Annotated in this window: 15 protein-coding genes and 1 riboswitch; of the genes, 8 read left to right on the top strand and 7 right to left on the bottom strand. The window is 56.1% G+C overall.

Going from position 1 to position 17,581, the window contains the following annotated elements; translation table 11 throughout:
* Nucleotides 1–2: 2 nt before the first annotated feature.
* Entirely contained in the window at nt 3–1,685 is a 1,683-nt protein-coding gene (locus tag JXO48_02080; GenBank protein MBN2282655.1) for a methylmalonyl-CoA mutase family protein, read from the bottom strand.
* A 300-nt stretch (nt 1,686–1,985) separates the two neighbouring features.
* On the opposite strand from JXO48_02080, the gene JXO48_02085 reads away from it, so the two are divergent.
* Genes JXO48_02085 through JXO48_02095 form a run of 3 tightly spaced genes read left to right on the top strand, consistent with a single transcriptional unit; the run spans nt 1,986 to nt 4,880 of the window.
* Entirely contained in the window at nt 1,986–3,176 is a 1,191-nt protein-coding gene (locus JXO48_02085; GenBank protein ID MBN2282656.1) for an acetyl-CoA C-acetyltransferase, read from the top strand.
* 1 nt (nt 3,177) lies between these two features.
* Nucleotides 3,178–3,729, top strand: a complete 552-nt coding sequence (locus JXO48_02090; protein MBN2282657.1) for a cupin domain-containing protein — start codon at nt 3,178–3,180, stop codon at nt 3,727–3,729.
* 11 nt (nt 3,730–3,740) lie between these two features.
* The gene (locus tag JXO48_02095; GenBank protein MBN2282658.1) at nt 3,741–4,880 is read left to right on the top strand and encodes an acyl-CoA dehydrogenase; all 1,140 of its coding nucleotides are present in this window, start codon (nt 3,741–3,743) and stop codon (nt 4,878–4,880) included.
* 55 nt (nt 4,881–4,935) lie between these two features.
* Here JXO48_02095 and JXO48_02100 read toward each other — a convergent pair whose 3' ends face one another.
* On the bottom strand, nt 4,936–5,202 hold the full coding sequence (locus JXO48_02100) for a hypothetical protein (protein ID MBN2282659.1): 267 nt from the start codon (nt 5,200–5,202) through the stop codon (nt 4,936–4,938).
* Between the two features lie 378 nt (nt 5,203–5,580).
* Nucleotides 5,581–5,659, bottom strand: a riboswitch (cyclic di-GMP riboswitch).
* Between the two features lie 188 nt (nt 5,660–5,847).
* On the opposite strand from JXO48_02100, the gene JXO48_02105 reads away from it, so the two are divergent.
* Nucleotides 5,848–6,297 (top strand): isoprenylcysteine carboxylmethyltransferase family protein, encoded by a 450-nt coding sequence (locus JXO48_02105; GenBank protein MBN2282660.1) that lies wholly within the window; start codon nt 5,848–5,850, stop codon nt 6,295–6,297.
* Nucleotides 6,298–6,399: 102 nt separating this feature from the next.
* Here the strand turns inward: JXO48_02105 and JXO48_02110 are convergent, their stop codons facing one another.
* Nucleotides 6,400–7,026, bottom strand: a complete 627-nt coding sequence (locus JXO48_02110; GenBank protein MBN2282661.1) for a hypothetical protein — start codon at nt 7,024–7,026, stop codon at nt 6,400–6,402.
* Between the two features lie 215 nt (nt 7,027–7,241).
* Here JXO48_02110 and JXO48_02115 point away from each other — a divergent pair, with 215 nt between their 5' ends.
* Entirely contained in the window at nt 7,242–7,916 is a 675-nt protein-coding gene (locus tag JXO48_02115; GenBank protein ID MBN2282662.1) for a DUF554 domain-containing protein, read from the top strand.
* A 33-nt stretch (nt 7,917–7,949) separates the two neighbouring features.
* Here the strand turns inward: JXO48_02115 and JXO48_02120 are convergent, their stop codons facing one another.
* The 4 genes from JXO48_02120 to JXO48_02135 form a co-directional block, all read right to left on the bottom strand.
* A complete protein-coding gene (locus tag JXO48_02120; GenBank protein MBN2282663.1) occupies nt 7,950–8,795 on the bottom strand; it encodes an enoyl-CoA hydratase/isomerase family protein in 846 nt (281 codons plus the stop codon).
* 375 nt (nt 8,796–9,170) lie between these two features.
* Nucleotides 9,171–9,608 carry a hypothetical protein gene (locus tag JXO48_02125; GenBank protein MBN2282664.1) on the bottom strand — a complete coding sequence of 146 codons (438 nt, stop codon included), beginning with the start codon at nt 9,606–9,608 and terminating at the stop codon, nt 9,171–9,173.
* 223 nt (nt 9,609–9,831) lie between these two features.
* Nucleotides 9,832–12,066, bottom strand: a complete 2,235-nt coding sequence (locus tag JXO48_02130) for a dynamin family protein (GenBank protein MBN2282665.1) — start codon at nt 12,064–12,066, stop codon at nt 9,832–9,834.
* 134 nt (nt 12,067–12,200) lie between these two features.
* Entirely contained in the window at nt 12,201–12,770 is a 570-nt protein-coding gene (locus JXO48_02135) for a nitroreductase family protein (GenBank protein ID MBN2282666.1), read from the bottom strand.
* Nucleotides 12,771–13,273: 503 nt separating this feature from the next.
* On the opposite strand from JXO48_02135, the gene JXO48_02140 reads away from it, so the two are divergent.
* The 3 genes from JXO48_02140 to JXO48_02150 all read left to right on the top strand — a co-directional run.
* Nucleotides 13,274–14,140, top strand: coding sequence for a tetratricopeptide repeat protein (locus JXO48_02140; protein ID MBN2282667.1), 867 nt, complete (start codon nt 13,274–13,276; stop codon nt 14,138–14,140).
* Nucleotides 14,133–17,045 (top strand): DUF748 domain-containing protein, encoded by a 2,913-nt coding sequence (locus tag JXO48_02145; protein ID MBN2282668.1) that lies wholly within the window; start codon nt 14,133–14,135, stop codon nt 17,043–17,045. The genes JXO48_02140 and JXO48_02145 overlap by 8 nt, the downstream gene beginning before the upstream one ends.
* A gap of 38 nt (nt 17,046–17,083) precedes the next feature.
* Nucleotides 17,084–17,581: 1-acyl-sn-glycerol-3-phosphate acyltransferase (locus JXO48_02150; GenBank protein ID MBN2282669.1), on the top strand; the 498-nt coding region annotated here is incomplete at its 3' end.

Below are 17,581 nucleotides of genomic sequence, written 5' to 3' on the forward strand. Positions count from 1 at the left end.
TTTCAATATATGGCGGGGTCCGTATACTCCCCGTACACTTCACGATAGACATCGCAGATCTCCTGCAGGGTCGCCAGGCTCTTGACGGCCTCGATGCAGTGCGGCATGACATTGTCGCCCTTTTTACAGGCCCGGCGAAGCTCATTGAGATGTCGCTTGACGGCCTTGTCGTCCCGTTTCCTTTTGATACCGTTCAGGCGCTCGACCTGCTCCTTTTCAATATTATCATCTATATCGAGGGTGGGTATCTCGTCCCCCTCGTCGGTCACATATCTGTTGACCCCGACCATGACCTTTTCTCCCGACTCCAACTGCTGCTGAAACCGGTACGCGGCGTCGGCGATCTCCATTTGAGGGAACCCCTTTTCGATCGCGGCGATCATGCCACCCATGGCATCGATCTTTTCAATGTATTCCCAGGCCTGTGCCTCCATTTCGTTGGTCAGCGACTCAACGAAATATGAACCGCCCAGCGGGTCGATGGTTGAAGCCACACCGGTCTCTTCAGCGATCACCTGCTGCGTCCTGAGGGCTATTTCCACCGCGTGTTCCGTCGGAAGGCACCAGACCTCGTCGAGAGAATTGGTGTGCAGAGACTGGGTGCCGCCCAGAACGGCGGCGAGCGCCTCGATGGCCGTCCGTACGACATTATTATAGGGCTGCTGGGCCGTCAGCGAACATCCCGCCGTCTGTGTGTGAAACCGCATCCACCAGGAACGCGGGTCCTTCGCTTTGAAGCGTTCACGCATGATCTTCGCCCACATCCGGCGTGCCGCACGCATCTTGCAGATCTCTTCAAAGAAATCGATATGTGAATTAAAAAAGAATGAAAGCCGCGGCGCAAAGGCATCCACATCGAGCCCCTTCCTGCGCACCACGTCTTCCACGTACTCGATCCCGTCGCGCAGGGTAAAGGCCAGTTCCTGAACCGCCGTCGAGCCCGCCTCACGGATATGATACCCGCTGATACTGATGGTATTCCATTTCGGGACATACTGCGTGCCGAACTCGATGGTATCACTGATCAGCTTCACCGACGGCTCGGGGGGACACATGAAGGTTTTCTGGGCGATAAACTCCTTGAGCATGTCATTCTGTATGGTACCGCCGATCTTTTTCAGAGGGACCCCATTCAGGTCCGCCGCCGCACAGTACATGGCCCAGAGCACCGTTGCCGGCGGATTGATGGTCATGGACGTGGTTATCCGGTCAAGGGGTATCCCGTCTACCAGCTGCATGAAATCCTCAAGGGTGTCGATGGCCACGCCGCACTTGCCGCATTCACCGAGGGCCCGGGGATTTCCCGTGTCATAGCCCATAAGGGTTGGAAAATCAAAGGCCGTGCTCAGGCCCGTCTGTCCCTGTTTCAGGAGCAATTTCCACCGGCGGTTCGTATCCCGGGCGGTCCCCATGCCGGCGAACATTCTGAAGGTCCAGTATCTGCCCCGGTACCCCGTTATCTGGTTTCCCCGCAGAAAGGGATATTCGCCGGGACACCCGATGTCCCGGGCGAAATCCATGTTCTGTAACTCTTCCGGACCGTAGATCCTCTGTATCTCCAGGTCCGAAACGGTGGACCACCGTTCTTTCTGATCCTGCCACTGGGAAAGGGCGTTACTGACCTCTTCCTCCCATTTCTTTCTGCTTTCGGCTGATTGTTTGAGGGTTTCCCTGGAAAAATACACGACGGCCTCTCCTTTCTGTACCCCTGCCCCACAAGCGTATCCCCGTCGCAACGGCGAGAACGGGTCATTATACAACCGGCGCGTCACAGGGACGCGCGGCACGGATCAACACGCCAAGCGTGGTTTAGTTATCAGCTTTTCATGCAAGTGGCAAGGTCCATTTTTCCACCGGGCAGTATACGGCAGTTCCCATAACCTGCAGTACTTCGTGGGGAATCAACCTTTTCCATTGACACAGAAGCGGCTCTTTTATACAGTGCCTCGGTTGATTTCTACTTATCCGATCGAGGAGGGAACCTCATGAAACAGCAAAACGACGCGGTAATCATCAGCGTATGCAGAACACCCCTGGGCACCTTCATGGGAGGACTGAGCTCGATCCCCGCAACTCAGCTGGGCGCTGTCGTCATAGGGGAGGCCGTGAAGCGCTCGGGCCTGGAAGCGTCGGATATCGACGAAGTAATAATGGGCATGGTGCTGCCCTGCGGATACGGGCAGAATCCCGCCAGGCAGGCATCGATAAAGGCCGGCATCCCGATCGAAAAAGGAGCGCTGACGGTGAACAAGGTGTGCGGCTCCGGTCTGATCGCGGTGGTCATCGCCAGCCAGTACGTGAAAACAGGGTTCGCCGATTACGTGGTGGCGGGGGGAATGGAGAACATGAGCGCCGCGCCCCACTTTCTGCCGAATTCCCGATGGGGCGTACGGATGGGCCCGGGCACCCTGCGTGACCACATGGTATACGACGGCCTCTGGGATGTCGTAAATGACTTTCACATGGGCGCCACGAACGACATCATCTCCAACACATGGAACGTTAACCGGGAAGACCAGGACGCCTTCGCCTGTGAATCCTACCGGCGGGCCGTGGAAGCGATCGAGACGGGCCGCTTTCGAGAAGAGATCGTGCCCGTGGAAAAGAAGGACAGGAAAAAGGGACCCATCGTGATCGATACCGATGAGGGGCCGCGGCCGACCGACATGGACGTTCTCTCAATGATGAAACCGGCCTTCGGGAAGGACGGTTTCGCCACGGCGGGCAATTCATCCATTATCAGCGACGGCGCATCGGCGGTCGTCGTCACGTCGCGGAGGCGGGCCGAGGAACGGGGTCTGCCGATCCTTGCCCGGATCATTGAATCCGCTTCCGCCGGGATAGAACTGGAACACGTTCTCCTGGCACCCATACGATCCGTTCCAAAAGCATTGGCAAAGGCGGGGATGAACATATCGGATATCGGCCTGCACGAGGTGAACGAGGCCTTTGCCGGCTCAACGGTTGCCGTCATGCGCGATTTAGGTATAGATCACAACAGGTTGAACGTGAACGGCGGCTCTATCGCCCTGGGCCACCCCATCGGGGCATCAGGCGCCCGGGTCCTGACCACATTGCTCTATGAAATGAAGCGCCGCGGTGAAACACTGGGCCAGGCATCACTGTGCCTCGGCGGCGGCGAGGCGGTAACCATGATCGTAGAAATGGAGGCCTGAGGTGACAAAAAAGACAGCAAAACCGGCATCTTTCGGCAAAAAGATCCGTTCTCTCCGGGAGGAACGGGGACTTACCGTGGAGGACCTCTCACACGAGACGGGCTATCCGGCCGACATGCTGGATAAAGTGGAAACGGACAAGGTCGTACCGCCCGTATCACTCGTCATCCAGCTGAGCCGTATCTTCAAGATCGACATGGATCAGCTTGAATCGGAAGAGGAGAAGAAGGCTTCTCAGCGCCGTATCCGCAGTCACAAGAAGCGCGTTGATTCTTATGCATACACTCCCCTGTCACGGCCCGGCGGCGACAAGCACCTCAGGGCGTACCTGGTCACGATCGATCCGGAGACCAAGCACAAGGGGGTTGAATTTCATCATGAAGGAGAAGAATTCATTTATGTCCTTCAGGGTGGGATCACGATTCAGGTGGGAGAAAACGTCTCGAAGCTCGGACCGGGTAAAAGCATCCACTTTAATTCCGCGCTGCACCACAAACTCAGCAATCACACGAAGGAAACGGCGGAATTACTTGTCATCGTATACGTGCCGTAAGGAGGGGCAGGGTGGTGTTCCATCTGTCAAGCGAACAGGAAATGGTGCGTCTGATGGCCAGGGATTTTGCGAAACGCGAACTGGCACCCCTGGCGTCGGAGCGGGACCGGAAGGAATTGTTCCCCGCTGAGGTCATCACCAAGATGGGAGAGCTGGGGCTCATGGGGATGATGGTCCCTCCGGAACAGGGCGGGTCGGGCGCCGGCGCCGTGAGCTACTCCCTTGCGCTTCAGGAGATCGCCTATGCCTGCGCATCGACGGCGGTCACCATGTCCGTGGCGAATCTCTCGGCGGAACCGCTGCTTCACTTCGGCACCAGGGAACAGAAAGAGAAATACCTTCGTCCCCTGGCGGGCGGCGATATGCTGGGGGCTTTTGCCGTGACGGAACCCGACGCCGGATCGGACCCGGGCAGCATGAAAACACGGGCCGTGGACCGGGGTGACCATTACCTGGTAAACGGAAGAAAGGTCTTCATCACCAACGGTTCATACGCGGGGCTGATCAACCTCATCGCGCGGACGGGAGACCAGAAGGGTAACCGCGGCCTGTCCGCTTTCGTCATTGAAAAAGACTTTCAGGGGTTCCTGGTAGGGAAAAAAGAGGAAAAACTGGGACTTCGCGCCTCGGACACGGTGGAACTCATTTTCGACGACTGCGTGGTACCGAAGGAAAACCTCCTCGGACGCGAGGGACAGGGGTTCAAGGTCGCCATGATCGCCCTTGACAGCGGGCGTATCGGTATCGCGTCACAATCACTGGGCATCGCCCGCGCCTGTCTCGACGAAGCGGTGTCATACGCCGGTGAACGACGGCAATTCGGGAAACCGATCGGCTCTCTGCAGGCCATACAGTGGATGATCGCCGACATGGCAACGGGGATAGAGGCGGCGCAGTGGCTGGCTCTGTCGGCGGCGGAGCGGAAAGACAGAGGACTTCCCTTCACCAAGGAAGCGTCCATGGCGAAGCTGTTCGCGTCGGAACTGGCGAACAGGGCCGCCTATGACGCCCTTCAGATCCATGGAGGCTATGGATACATGAAGGAATACACGGTGGAGCGGCTGTACCGGGACGCCCGGGTCACGTCGATATACGAGGGCACATCGGAAATACAGCGGGTCGTCATCGCCCGGGAATTTCTGGGGAGATAGCCCCAGCCCCGGATGATCGAGCCACCCGGGGCGGTACATTCCGGCACCGTCATCATCAAAGCGGGACGGGCCGCGCGGACTCCCCATGGACACCGTTCCGGCTCGGCATCTCCCCTCCCGCAGCGAGCGCGACACCGGTGGCACTCGCAAGCTGCTGTATCTGCATCGACATTCTTTCTATCAGATGATGGTCGCTGACGCCGACAACGCCGCCGCATCGTGAACACTGGACAAGAAATACGCGATAATTTGCCCCGTAGATATCCGATTCGACCACCTCAAAATAGTGGTTCCCACATTTCGTACAGGACGGAATGGCCATGATCTTTTACCCCCTTCCTTTTTATCGCCCATGGGATGGAAATGTATCGGAAATTCGTCAAGAATTACAATGGTGAAAGTCACAGCCGGCCTGTGAAATCCGTCACAGGCATACAAATCCTCCTGCAGAGACCGCTGTTCCCCTTGTTCCAGGCGGGATACAGGTAAGGAAAGGCGGGGTGCCCACCCCCGCCTTTCGTAACCCTATGAATCCCATGCTTTTTTGCTTTCGCTTCAGGAGGTGCACGGGGTTCACCCGGCCATGTGAAACCTATGGCCAGTTTGAGCACGCGGGTATCGGCATTCCCATATCTTCCGGCGCGGAAAAAAAGATTATCCTGAATGCAGAGGAATGGTGGGTCGATCCGTGAACGAAAACTTCGGTAACCTGGCGATCCGCCGGTGGCGGACCCATGGTTTTGCGTCCCATCCTTACGAATGGTTTGCCTTTATCGGTTTTCAAGGAGCCGTTCACAAAACGGAAGTTATTTGGAAACAGCCTCTCTGTACACCACTGTTATCGTTTCTACAATAACACCGGTCACAGGGAGGACGTGAAATCAGTCACAGAAGAACTGCTGAAGGGTTGCAGAGTGAAACGATTTTTATTACCATGGGGTCAAACGTGCAAGAAAGGGGAAGCCGCGTGAACTCATTGAACATCAATCCGCCGCTGTATCTGTTCGTTGCACTGTGTATCATGGCACTGGTCCACCTGTTCTCACCGGGCGCACGGGCCCTCGCATATCCCTGGAACCTTCTGGGGATCATTCCTCTCTTCCTGGGAATCCTCATCAATCTGCGAGCCGACCGCCTTTTCAAGGAAAACAGTATATCCGTGAAACCGCGGGACGAAACAGCGGAGCTCCTGACACATGGGGTATTCCGGTTCAGCAGGCATCCAATGTATCTGGGGTTCGTCCTGATACTCCTGGGAATAGCCATGTTGATGACGTCCATGACACCCTATATCGTGGTTATCTTTTTCGCCCTTTTCATGGACCGGGTCTTCATCCGGTTCGAGGAAGACAAACTGGAAAGCACCTTCGGCGATACCTGGCGGGAATACAAGGCGCGGGTCAGACGCTGGCTGTGATGGCCGCGGGCGAAAACGGGACCGATGACCGACCGGTGAAACGGGGACCGCCGGCCTTCGCAACATGAGAGGGCCGGCGGCCTTTTTTCAATATGTCCGACTTTACTGAGCATTGCCCGGAGGCCGGGGAAACCCCTTCATGTCGCCGGGGGACATGCCCTTCCCCATGCCGGCACCGGGCGTGACGGGCAGGGCCATTTTCCGGTAACCCGCCGGAACTTCGAAAAGATCCTCCGGCTGAGATCCCATTTTGATATTCCGGAACTCCATGCTCCAGCTTCCATCGCCGGAGGCCGTCTTTACGGGAAAGTTCAGGTCCGTCGCCATCCACTGGAACATGCGGTGCTCTTCTCCGTCATCCCGGTAGGTGACCTCGTACTTTTCCGTGGGGTGGCCGTCGATGACCTCAGTGCCGATCAACTTCCTGCTCACCTCACCTTCCATGCGCTCGCCGGGGATCCTCTGGGATGGGTCCGGTTTCATTTCCATGTACATCCGCTGGCCGGGCATGACCAGCCATGACGTCCCCTGATCGGTCCTGACAATGGTATAGGTATCCTGCTCAGGAGTTTCCCACCGCACGTTGTTTCCCTTCATGTACATCTTTGAGATCATTGTATTACCACCTGACATGCCGACAATGTCGGCGGACAGTTCATAGGCGGTCGCCGCCGACACGCATACGCCGCCCACCCACAACAGGAGCAGAACCAATAGCATTTTTCTCATCACAATCTCTCCCCTTTCCATCCCTTAGCGTGACCGCGTGGGAACATTTTTCCATATATACATGAAAGTGTCATTCGGCGACTTCGCCAACCAAGAGATGCATCCCGTCAGTTTCCCCTTGTCCGGCCACCGGTTGCATGGTAAGAGGAGGCCGATTCACAGGATGATCCACCGGTGAACACCATGCGGTTCACAGCGGAGGCAGAACTCGCGCGATGACGGGAACGATCGTAAACAGCGGCGCCATTATTGCCGGAAGTATCATCGGCATCGCCGTCGGACAGCACATGCCTGAACGGATGAGAACGATCATCATGAACGCCCTGGGGCTGTCGGTCATCGTCATCGGCCTCCAGATGGCGCTCTCCGGGGAAGATCTCATCGCGACCGTTGCCTGCGTTCTCCTCGGCGCCATCACCGGGGAACTGCTGAAGATAGAGCGGGGTATCGAAAAACTCGGTGAATCGCTCAAACGCCGGTTCCGGTCCCGGTCGTCAACCTTCGTCGAAGGATTCGTGTCCTCCTCCGTATTGTACGTGACCGGGGTCCTTGTCATTCTCGGGCCGCTTCAGGAGGGGACCACCGGTGACGCGAGCATCCTTTACATAAAATCACTTCTTGACGGATTCGCCTCCGTGGTCCTCGCTTCGACCCTCGGGATCGGCGTTCTCTTCTCGGCGCTTCCCGTCTTCATCATCCAGGGGGCCGTGACCCTGCTGGCGTCGTCGCTCCTTTTTCTCAAGGAACCGCTGGTGTTGAATGCCATAACATCCGCCGGCGGCGTACTGATATTCGGCATCGGCATCAATCTTCTCGAGATCAAAAAGATACGGATCGGCAATTTCATTCCCGCCATCATCTATGCCGCCGCCTGGGCGCTCATGCATTAGGCGGTCCCATCCCGCCCCACGGCACCCTGCTCGCTAAGCGCCGATAAAAACGGGGGCCCGCTTTTCCCGTCTGGCCGCTATGGCCTCCACGAAGTCCTTCGAGGCGAACAGCTCGTTCAAGGCCTCATTTTCCCGGTCCAGCGAACGGGTGACGGCCTCGACCAGCGGCTGATGCAGGATTTCCTTCGCTCTGCGTACGGCCTTCCAGGCCCCCCGGGGCGGAACGAGGCGCAGGACCGCCTCCCGGGTATGGGAAAGCAACTCGCCATGGGGAAGCACCCGGTTGACGATCCCCATCTCGAACATTTCCCGGGCCGTCATCTTTTCTCCGAAGAACATGATCTCTTTCGCCTTCTGCATTCCCACCATGCGTGGCAGAAGGTAGCTCGAGGCGAGTTCCGGAACGATCCCCAGGCTGACGAAGGGCAATCGCCCCCAGGCATGTTCCGAGGCAAAAATCAGGTCGGCGCAGGCCATAGGGACCGTCAATCCCCCGCCGATCGCCAGGCCGTTGATGGCGGCAACGACCGGTTTATAGAGCGACCACAGGTTCAAACAGAGCGCCTTCTGGGCGATGTCGGTCAGATCGATCTCGCGTAACATCTCTTCGTCCAGGGACGCGAGATCGGCCGGGTTGAAATAGCCGCCGCTGCAGAACGCCTCGTTCGCGGGATCGCCGCCGTCTCCGGGAGGCGCCCCGGTGATGATCAGGGCAGTCGCTTCGTCGTCGGTCCGCACCGCGTCGGCGGCCCATCGCAACTCCAACAGGACCCGCAGCGTGAGGGCATTCTTGATGTCGGGCCGGTTCAGTGTGACCGTTACGACCCCGGAATCCCGGTCTTTTTCGTACAGAATGGATTGAAATGTCCTTTCAGCCATCGTCCTTAACCTCCTTTTTTCATTCCCATGTTCATCGGCATATGTATGGGTCGTCTGGATCGATCGCCCGCGGCAGACAGGTATCCCCGTGTCTGCCGTCACCGGTCTGTATGCTCGTGAAGAGAGTTCCCTCGGGGTGCATCTGTACCCCATATTGCCCTGGAATACAATGAAAAACGGTTCGGCGGCCACGGGCCGTCACGTACCGCCTGCAGCGTGTGGATCCCCGAGGCCGAGTATCGGAAGGCCCCTCGCAACGGCGACGCGGTAATCCCGATCAATAATGTAAGGGAGTTTTGTACTATTGGACAGCCTCACCCTCCCACGGAGAGGCCTTCTGCCATATATGGCAACCGGGAAGATCTTTCGCGGCAGCTACTGTTCGACAAGCTCGGCACCGACCATGCCGACCTTCACCTCTTTGACAAGCCATTCCATGGTCCAGGTCCCGGCCCCTCCGGCGGCGACAAGGTCCTTCACCGAATAGCAGTTCCGGTACACCATGATATCATCGAGCTGGAGACTGGTTCCCCGGTCATTGACGGACCCGTCGGGCCCATGCAGCTCCCAGGACAGGATCGTCCCGAAAGGTTCATGGATCTCACCCATGAAACAGACGGTCTGGTAGGTGCTGTAAAAGGGCCTGTTCAGACCTTCTACTTCCGATTTTGCGACCCGATTGTCATGATCAGCGTCGATCCACCGGTAGCAGGTAAAAAAGGGCGGCAACGGCTCTGTTTCGAATTTCACTGAGTAGCAACCGGCGGTGATGAGGCAGATGGCGGAAATGCACCAGAGAAACCAGCGATTCATCAGAACCTCCTTTCCCGATGCGGATGCCGGCCATTTCCAGGATCCCCGGAATATGACCCCTGACGTGCCTCACATCTTCTTCATTATCGGGAACCATGTCAAGGAGTTTGTTACAGCCATTGACATTCTTTCAAAATATCGCAGGATTGATGCCGCGTGATCCCAACAGATACGAAAACGCAAGGGCTCCGATGGCGGAAATAAAAAGCACCCTCGATCTCATCTACTCCTCCATCTGTTTCTTCAGCAATGCGATGTGATCTCCGGCCTTGAGAGAACCTTCCTCCATCTGTTGCAGGATCTGAAGGGCCTCCTGTTTTCGAGACTGTTCGGCATCGACCAGCCCGGCCATATCCGATACATCAGAGGTAAATACCTTGAACCGGTCCAGCATCAATTCGTACAGGTTCCCCGAAACGATATCGATGAGACGGTAGAGATACTGAAATTTCAGGTTTTCCTTATAATCGCGCAGATGAAAGATAATGGAGCGCTCCGTTTCCTGCTTGATCCGCTTCACCCCGTCCTTCAGGGCGAATATTTCTCCCTCCTGTTCGTTCTGGATCTGTTTTTTCAATAATTTTTTCATCATTTTCAGAACGTTATAGAACCCCAGACGCATAATGGCCTCGGTCCTGACCTTCGCCGTGTATCGAAGGGTCGAGACAAGCGTCGGTGCCGTCAGTTCCGTCCTGTATTTCAGGCTTTCCAGGTCCACGGACAGAAGATCCGCCCCTCTGTAACCTTCCGATGAAATCCCCACCTTGCGCAGTTTTTCCTCGTGTTTCTGAAGTGCGTCCTGCACCAGGGCATCGTATGAAATGGCCGTCCTGTTCAGAATTTCACCTATTTTCCGTTCTTCCTGCCTGATGAACTCGATCAGCCGGGGGTTTATCGTCTCCGCCATGAAACGGTCCAGTGCCCGTTTGAACTCCTGAAATATCATATAGAGGGTCGTCGAGAACCCCCGCTCTTCGATATCGAGCTCATTTTTTTCGTAATCGACGGTGTAACGACTGACGAAATTGTGGATGTCCTTGGCCGCCTCTCCGAAACGGGCATCCAGGAACCTGTCGACATCCTTGCCGATCTCCCGTTTTGCCTTGTGAGAGGTGCCGTCAAGCATGTCCTTGATCGCCGTTTTCTGCTGGTTGAGCTGTTCGCCGGCGCGGTCGATCTTTTTCAATACATCGCGGGCCCCTTCCGTATCCTTGATGAGAATATCATGATGTATTCTCGTCCAGTCGTTCAGGCCTCCGGCCATGATGGCCACCCGCTCCACATGGTTCTTCAGAAGCAGCGCATACCGGTCACGGGTCAGTTTTTCCCCGAAGGTTTCGAAAAACCGGTTCCGTTCCCGGTCGGAGAATCCGGCGAGACCTTCCTCCTTCCGCCACTGTTCCCGGCGCCCGACATCCTTTTCCGATAGATGGTCGACCTGTCGGAACAGGTTATACAGGGTGGAGTAGGCAAAGAGGTGTGCCTTCGGTTTGATGACCGATATTTCATCACCTACCCGTTCGACGACTTTCTTCAGGTCACGCAGGTCCTCGTGTTCGCTGAAGTCACAGTTCACGACGAAAAAAATATTTTCAAGCAATCCCATCTTCTTGATGATACTGAGAAATTTTATGTCCGCCTGGCGTATGCCCGTGCGGCTGCTGAGAAGATAGATGATGAGATGGGTCCGCAGGAGATAATCCTGGATCATGGCAAGATGGAAGGGATTCAGTGAATCGATGCCCTGGCAATCGGCGATCTCGATATGGTCGTCAAGGTTCTTTCCGCCGGGCACATGCAGCTCCAGGTCTTTCAGATAGACCGCCAGGGAATCGTTCCCGACGAAATCCTTGTGGTTGGCAAAGTCACGGCCGACGAATTCAAGATGTTTCGTGCTGTGATAGAGGATATCCTTCACCCGCTCATATCCTCCCAGGTAGGAGGTCAGCAGGACACTGTTGGCATCGAGGGTCTCCTGGGTGATCAACTTCTCCGAACTCAGTGATTTCAGGGCTTTTTCCAGATGCTTCCGGTCCGCGTCCCTGCGCACGTCGAACTGACCGTTCGTAGGATTCCAGTCGAGCGAGGGAAAGAGCACCATGGCCTGCTGCATGTCGGCATTCACGTCATCCCAGGATTTGAAATCGAGGATCGCTTTCAATTGCGGCTTTTTTCGAATACGGGTGACGATGGATGTCACCACCCCGGCCCCCCTTTTCAGGTAATCGCCACCCAGAAGGTCGTTTATGAAGGTGCTCTTACCGGACTTGATGGCTCCGACAACGGCGATCCTGAGTATATCCTCGTTGATCTGCTCCTCAACTGAATGACCCACCTTTTCCCATTCTTCAAAGGGAAACCTGGAAATGCCGGGAATGGAACGCGCCTTGTCGAAAAGAGCGAGAATTTCTTTATTTACCTGTAAAAGTCCGGCTTTTGTCGTATCAAATGAGTTCATGGAGACATTCCCCCATCGGATGTTCGGGACGGTCCCTGTTCACCGGCTGCAAACCGGAGCTTAAAACGAATTTTACTGCAGTGGTCCGCGAAACATTCCCTTCACCGGTCCGGCCATGGGAACAAACGATGACATCAATCGATAATGATATCATCAAGCAGGCGCTTCGGCACGTGATGAACCCCCGCGGGATCACGCCAGTACTTGATACCGCCCGACCGATCCACGTCCTCGATCAACACCTCTTCCACAGGCTTTCCGAGTGCCAGAGCAAGAATGATTTCATACCGTTCCGGTATACTCAGGGCGCCACGCAACTCTTCCCGCTTTACGGACGCGATCATGCATCCACCCAGACCCTGTTCGGCGGCGCCAAGCATGATGGTCTGAGCGGCGATCCCGCAGTCACATTTAAAAGAGAGGCTGATCTCCTTGTCGTCAAGGATAATGATATAGGCCGAGGGACGCTCACCGGCGGAGGGCCCCGGCCAGTCAGGAAGATACCCGGCCCAGGCGAGCGTGTCGAAGATGAGGGCGTTTCGCTCGGGATCACAGGACAGAATATACCGCAATGATTGCATATTGCCCGCACAGGCACTGAGTCGCGCGAGATCGACAAGGTTCCGCAACGTTTCACGGTCAATAACGAAGTCTTCCTTAAACCGCCGATAACTTCTGTTCCTTGTAATCAGGTCCTTCATCATTGCACACCTCCCCGGGCCCCGGGGGCCCTGATCGGCTTCACGATAGTCGGTTTGCCGGAGCACAAAGCACCCTTCAACAGGTTCGCGCCGCTCCGGTCCCAAGGGTTGCGAATCTTATACAATATCAGCTCAACGGTCAAAAGAAAAAAGGGATGGGGAACGCCACCCGGTTCGACGGCCTTTCATAAATTATCGATTCAACAGGGTTTCTTTCGTCATGCATCCTCTCAACGCGCTGACCGGCGAACCATTTTGTGATCCGGGGTCCGTCGAATTCATGTTGAATTCATTGAAAATGACCATTGTATCTGGTAGATTCAATGTTCTTTCGCGATGTCGGTATCGACGCAGGTGCACGAGGTCATCTCACCGGAGAAGTCGGGACGGTTACGTACAAGCCTGAAATGAAGGCACGGTTATCTTCCCGCTTAATGGATTATCACGGGCGCAATAGGTGGAACCGGTGAACAGCGATCACTATTGAAGAAAGGATGACAGCGGTCTTGAAGAAAAGGATTTTCATATTCGGCATGGCCATGCTGATTATTGTCATGGCCCCGGCATTGGTTACGGCGGTCGACTCGGTATTTATCACCGCTCCCACCGCCCAGCAACAGAGCACCGAACCCATCGATAACGGGACGGCCATAAAGAACATGTTCGAAGCCGGCAACCAGTATCTTTCCGAAGGCCGGTATGAACGGGCGATCGAGGAATACAACCGCATCAAAGAAACCCTCGGCGGATCAACGGACCCGAACATGGTGAACGCCTTTTTCAACCGGGGATTGGCCTATCATATGATCGGCGAATATGACAACGCCATCGACGATTTCAGCATCGTCATCGGCATCAACCCGCAGGATGACCGGGCCTATTATCACCGGGGAAACGCGCTCGCCATGACGCGGGAATACGATCGGGCCATCGAGGACTACACGGCCGCCATCGGGATCAACCCCGCTGATTATCGCTTCTATTACAACCGCGGGCTCACCTTTCAGGAAAACAGCAGAAACTTCGACCGGGCCATCGAGGATTTCAAGCAGGCGATCCGACTCTCTCCTGAGGACCCGAAACTGTACTGTTTTCTGGGCATTACCTATTACAAAAAACACCAGTACACATCGGCGGCCAGCGCCTTCGACAATGCCGTGGCGAGAGACCCGAACTACGCTGAAGCGTATACGGGAAGGGGCCAATCATATTTGAGAAAGGGTAACCGGTCAAAAGCGATAGCGGACTTCAGAAAGGCCTGCTCACTGGGTGAACGGGCCGGCTGCGCGATGGAGGAACTACTTCTGAGGTCCGATGGAATCCCCGCGGAAACGGTGCATAGGGAAAAACAGGAAGGAGACCTGTATGAATAACAGAAAACTGCGGACTATCCTTATTGTCCTGTGCGGGTGCATTGTCCTCTATGCATTTCTCGGCTTCGTTGTTCTCGCGATGGTTCTCGAACCGGTCCTGAAGGAGCAGCTTTCCTCGTTGCTTCGGTGCGACGTCGCCATCGCCGATATCGACACTAACCCCTTTGCCCTGTCCCTGTCGGTGGAGGGACTGGACATGAGAGAGACGGGAGGAGGGGGGCCGCTCTTTTCATGTGACGAAATATACATTAATTTCCAGCTTATATCAGCTTTCAAGAGGGCGCTTGTGTTCAGGGATGTGCGGATCGTGGATCCCTTGGTGACGGTCAGGCGGGACGAGACGGGACGGATCAATTGTATGGCTCTCGCCGGCGGTGAAGCGTCCGGGGAAGAGCATCCCGGACAGCCCCCGGAGGAAACGGGTGACAGCGGCGGGGCGCCACCGACGGTTTCCGTTGCACTCTTTGAGATCGTGAACGGGACCGTGGATCTTGCCGACGCCGCCGTTGACACCGTCTTTGCGACCCGCCTCCGTCCTCTCGACGTCAGGGTCGTCAATTTATCCACGGCGCCAGGCACCGTTGCCGCCTGTTCCATCACGGTCACCAGTGAGATCGGTGAAACGATATCCCTCCGGGGCGAGATCACTCCGACGCCTCTCGCCGTCGCAGGAACGGTTGAACTGAAGAACTTCTCGCCGGGCAAATATGCTCCCTATTATGACGAGTATGTCCTTTTTTCCATTCCCGAAGGTCTTTTGGACATTTCCACCGATCTTCGTCACGGCACATCGGGGACTGTTCTTGACAATATCGATGCTTCGCTGCGCGGCCTGCGGCTTGTCCGTTCGGGGGAAGAGGCGGAGTTCCTCACCATTCCCGGATTTTCCCTGCGGAATGGAACCGTCAATGTGGAAGAAAAACGGATCCGCATCGGTTCGATATCGTCCCGGGATGGATCGATCGTTATCCGCCGGTGCGCCGACGGGGTCATCAACGTGGCGGCACTGGTGCCGCCGTCAGAGCAACCGGTCGCCACCGGGGAAACCCCGCGGGAACCGGAACAGGCATGGCTCTTCTCCACTGAAGAGATAGACCTGAAGGGATATGCGGTCACCTTTGAAGACAGGACCCTGGAAGAACCGTTCTCCCTCGTGCTCGAAAACATCTCCCTTGACATCGGAGGGCTTTCAACGGAAGCGGAAAGCCGGGCGACCGCCTCTCTGGACGTGGCCGTGCGCGGCGGTGGCAGGCTTTCGACACGGGGCACGCTTGCCATCAGCCCCCCCGCGGCGGATATCGGGATCAGCCTGGAGGAATTGCCCGTCCGCCTTGCGCAACCCTATCTCAGCGAGGCAACGAACATCATTGCATCCGAGGGGACTTTCGCAACAGAAGGCCGTTTCGTATTCGGCAGCTCTCCGTCATCCGCTGGCCAGCCGGCGGTAACGTACCGGGGAAACTTCGAGCTCTCGGACCTGGTCACCCTGGACGGTATCGGAAAGGATGAACTCTTCAAGGCACGGTCACTGGCGCTCCGGAACTTGGATCTCGGCCTGAACCCCAACTATCTTTCCATCGAAGACATATCGCTCTCCGATTTCTTCTCACGACTGATCATCAATGAAGACCAGTCGATGAACGTGACCAACATCGTGAAGAGGCAGTCCCCCGCCCCGGAAACGGCCGCCGTACCGGAAGAGAAGGAAGAAAAAACGGCCTTTTTTGAAAAGATCTTCATCGGAGGAATAACCCTGTCGCAGGGTAGCATCAATTTCACGGACCACTACATAACGCCTGATTATACCGCAACATTGTCCGGTATCGAGGGAAGCGTATCGGGCATATCGTCGATCGAGGAGCGCCCCGCCGACATCAGCCTTCGGGGAAGCCTCGATACAACAGTACCGCTGGAGATCGCCGGGACCATCAGCCCCCTGCAGGAAAACCTGTTCGCGGACCTGACCGTTCTTTTTGAAAATGTCAACCTCAGCAGCCTGACCCCTTATTCAGGGCGGTACCTCGGCAGGACGATCGAAAAGGGAAAGCTGTTCCTGAACCTCAAGTACCTCATCGATCAACGGACCATTGAATCGCAAAACAAGATCCTCGTTGATCAGTTCACCCTGGGTGAAAGAGTGGACAGCCCCGATGCCGTCAATCTTCCTGTCGATCTGGCCCTTTCACTGCTGCGGGACAGAAAAGGGGTCATAGACCTGGATGTTCCCGTATCAGGAAGCATCGATGACCCCGATTTCAGTGTCGGCTATTTCATCATCAAGATCATTACGAACATAATAGAAAAGGCCGTCACCTCTCCCTTTTCCCTGCTGGGAGGTCTCGTGGGAGGAGGGGAAGAACTGGGCTATGCGGAATTTCAACCGGGAAGTACCCTTCTCGCTGATGATATGAAGAAAAAGCTTGACCGGCTGAGCGAGGCACTCTTCGAACGCCCCGGCCTCTCCCTCGAAATAGAGGGGCATGTCGATATCGATGCCGACAGAAATACTTTAAAAAAACAAAATCTTGAGCAGGAAATACGGTCGCGCTGGGGGGAAGAATATCCGTCACGGGAACAACAGGCACCCGCAGCGGATGACGTCCCGATCCCCCCGGAGGAACGCGAACAGGTGCTGACATTACTGTATCAGGAAACGGTACCGTCCTCCGGCGGGTCCGCGACGCCTGACGCCGCGCAAATGGAGGCCGCTCTTCTCGAGGCAGTCGTCGTGCCCGATGATGAGCTGAGGAACCTGGCCCATGAGCGGGCGGCGGCGGTGCAGACCTTTCTGCTGGAGACGGGTCGCGTTGAAAAGGAACGGATCTTTCTCGTTGAGCCGAAATCTCTGGCCCCTGAAAAACGGGACGGTGTCAAGGACAGCCGCGTCGATTTCACTGTACGGTAAGGGAGAAGGAACACCGCCCGCATGAAGAGGACCCGTCAATGAAATTCATTCTTGACAGGATAAAGATGCTCTGGATCGGATTCTGGCTGGTCGCAGCCTCGCTGTTGCTCTTTATTCCCATAACGGCGGCGGCCTTTTTCAGCAGAACGGGGAACCTCGCCTTCACCATCTCGAAAGGGTGGGCCTGGCTCATTCTGCTCGTCACCGGTGTCCGCCCCGAGATCAGGGGAAAGGAACACATACGCAAGGGACAGTCATACATCATCATATCCAACCACCAGTCCCATTTCGACATTCTCGCTCTGGTCACTCAGCTCGGGATCCAGTTCCGCTGGATAATCAAGAAAGAACTGAGAAAGGTGCCTCTTTTCGGGTACGCCCTGTACGCGTCGAGGAACATCTATATCGACAGGTCGGACAGGGAAAAGGCGATCGAGAGCATACGACAGGGCGTGGAGCGGCTCCCGGCAGGCACCAGTGTCATGTTCTTCGCCGAGGGGACCCGCTCCCCCGACGGCAGGATCGGAACGTTCAAA

The sequence above is a fragment of the Deltaproteobacteria bacterium genome (genome assembly GCA_016933965.1).
Lineage (GTDB): Bacteria > Desulfobacterota > Syntrophia > Syntrophales > UBA2210 > JAFGTS01.

Bases quoted from the DNA above. Each gene is read 5' to 3' on its own strand.
- JXO48_02085 (MBN2282656.1), top strand. From the start codon at position 1,986: ATGAAACAGCAAAACGACGCGGTAATCATCAGCGTATGCAGAACACCC.
- JXO48_02100 (MBN2282659.1), bottom strand. From the start codon at position 5,202: ATGGCCATTCCGTCCTGTACGAAATGTGGGAACCACTATTTTGAGGTG.
- JXO48_02110 (MBN2282661.1), bottom strand. From the start codon at position 7,026: ATGAGAAAAATGCTATTGGTTCTGCTCCTGTTGTGGGTGGGCGGCGTA.
- JXO48_02115 (MBN2282662.1), top strand. From the start codon at position 7,242: ATGACGGGAACGATCGTAAACAGCGGCGCCATTATTGCCGGAAGTATC.
- JXO48_02120 (MBN2282663.1), bottom strand. From the start codon at position 8,795: ATGGCTGAAAGGACATTTCAATCCATTCTGTACGAAAAAGACCGGGAT.
- JXO48_02125 (MBN2282664.1), bottom strand. From the start codon at position 9,608: ATGAATCGCTGGTTTCTCTGGTGCATTTCCGCCATCTGCCTCATCACC.
- JXO48_02130 (MBN2282665.1), bottom strand. From the start codon at position 12,066: ATGAACTCATTTGATACGACAAAAGCCGGACTTTTACAGGTAAATAAA.
- JXO48_02135 (MBN2282666.1), bottom strand. From the start codon at position 12,770: ATGATGAAGGACCTGATTACAAGGAACAGAAGTTATCGGCGGTTTAAG.
- JXO48_02145 (MBN2282668.1), top strand. From the start codon at position 14,133: ATGAATAACAGAAAACTGCGGACTATCCTTATTGTCCTGTGCGGGTGC.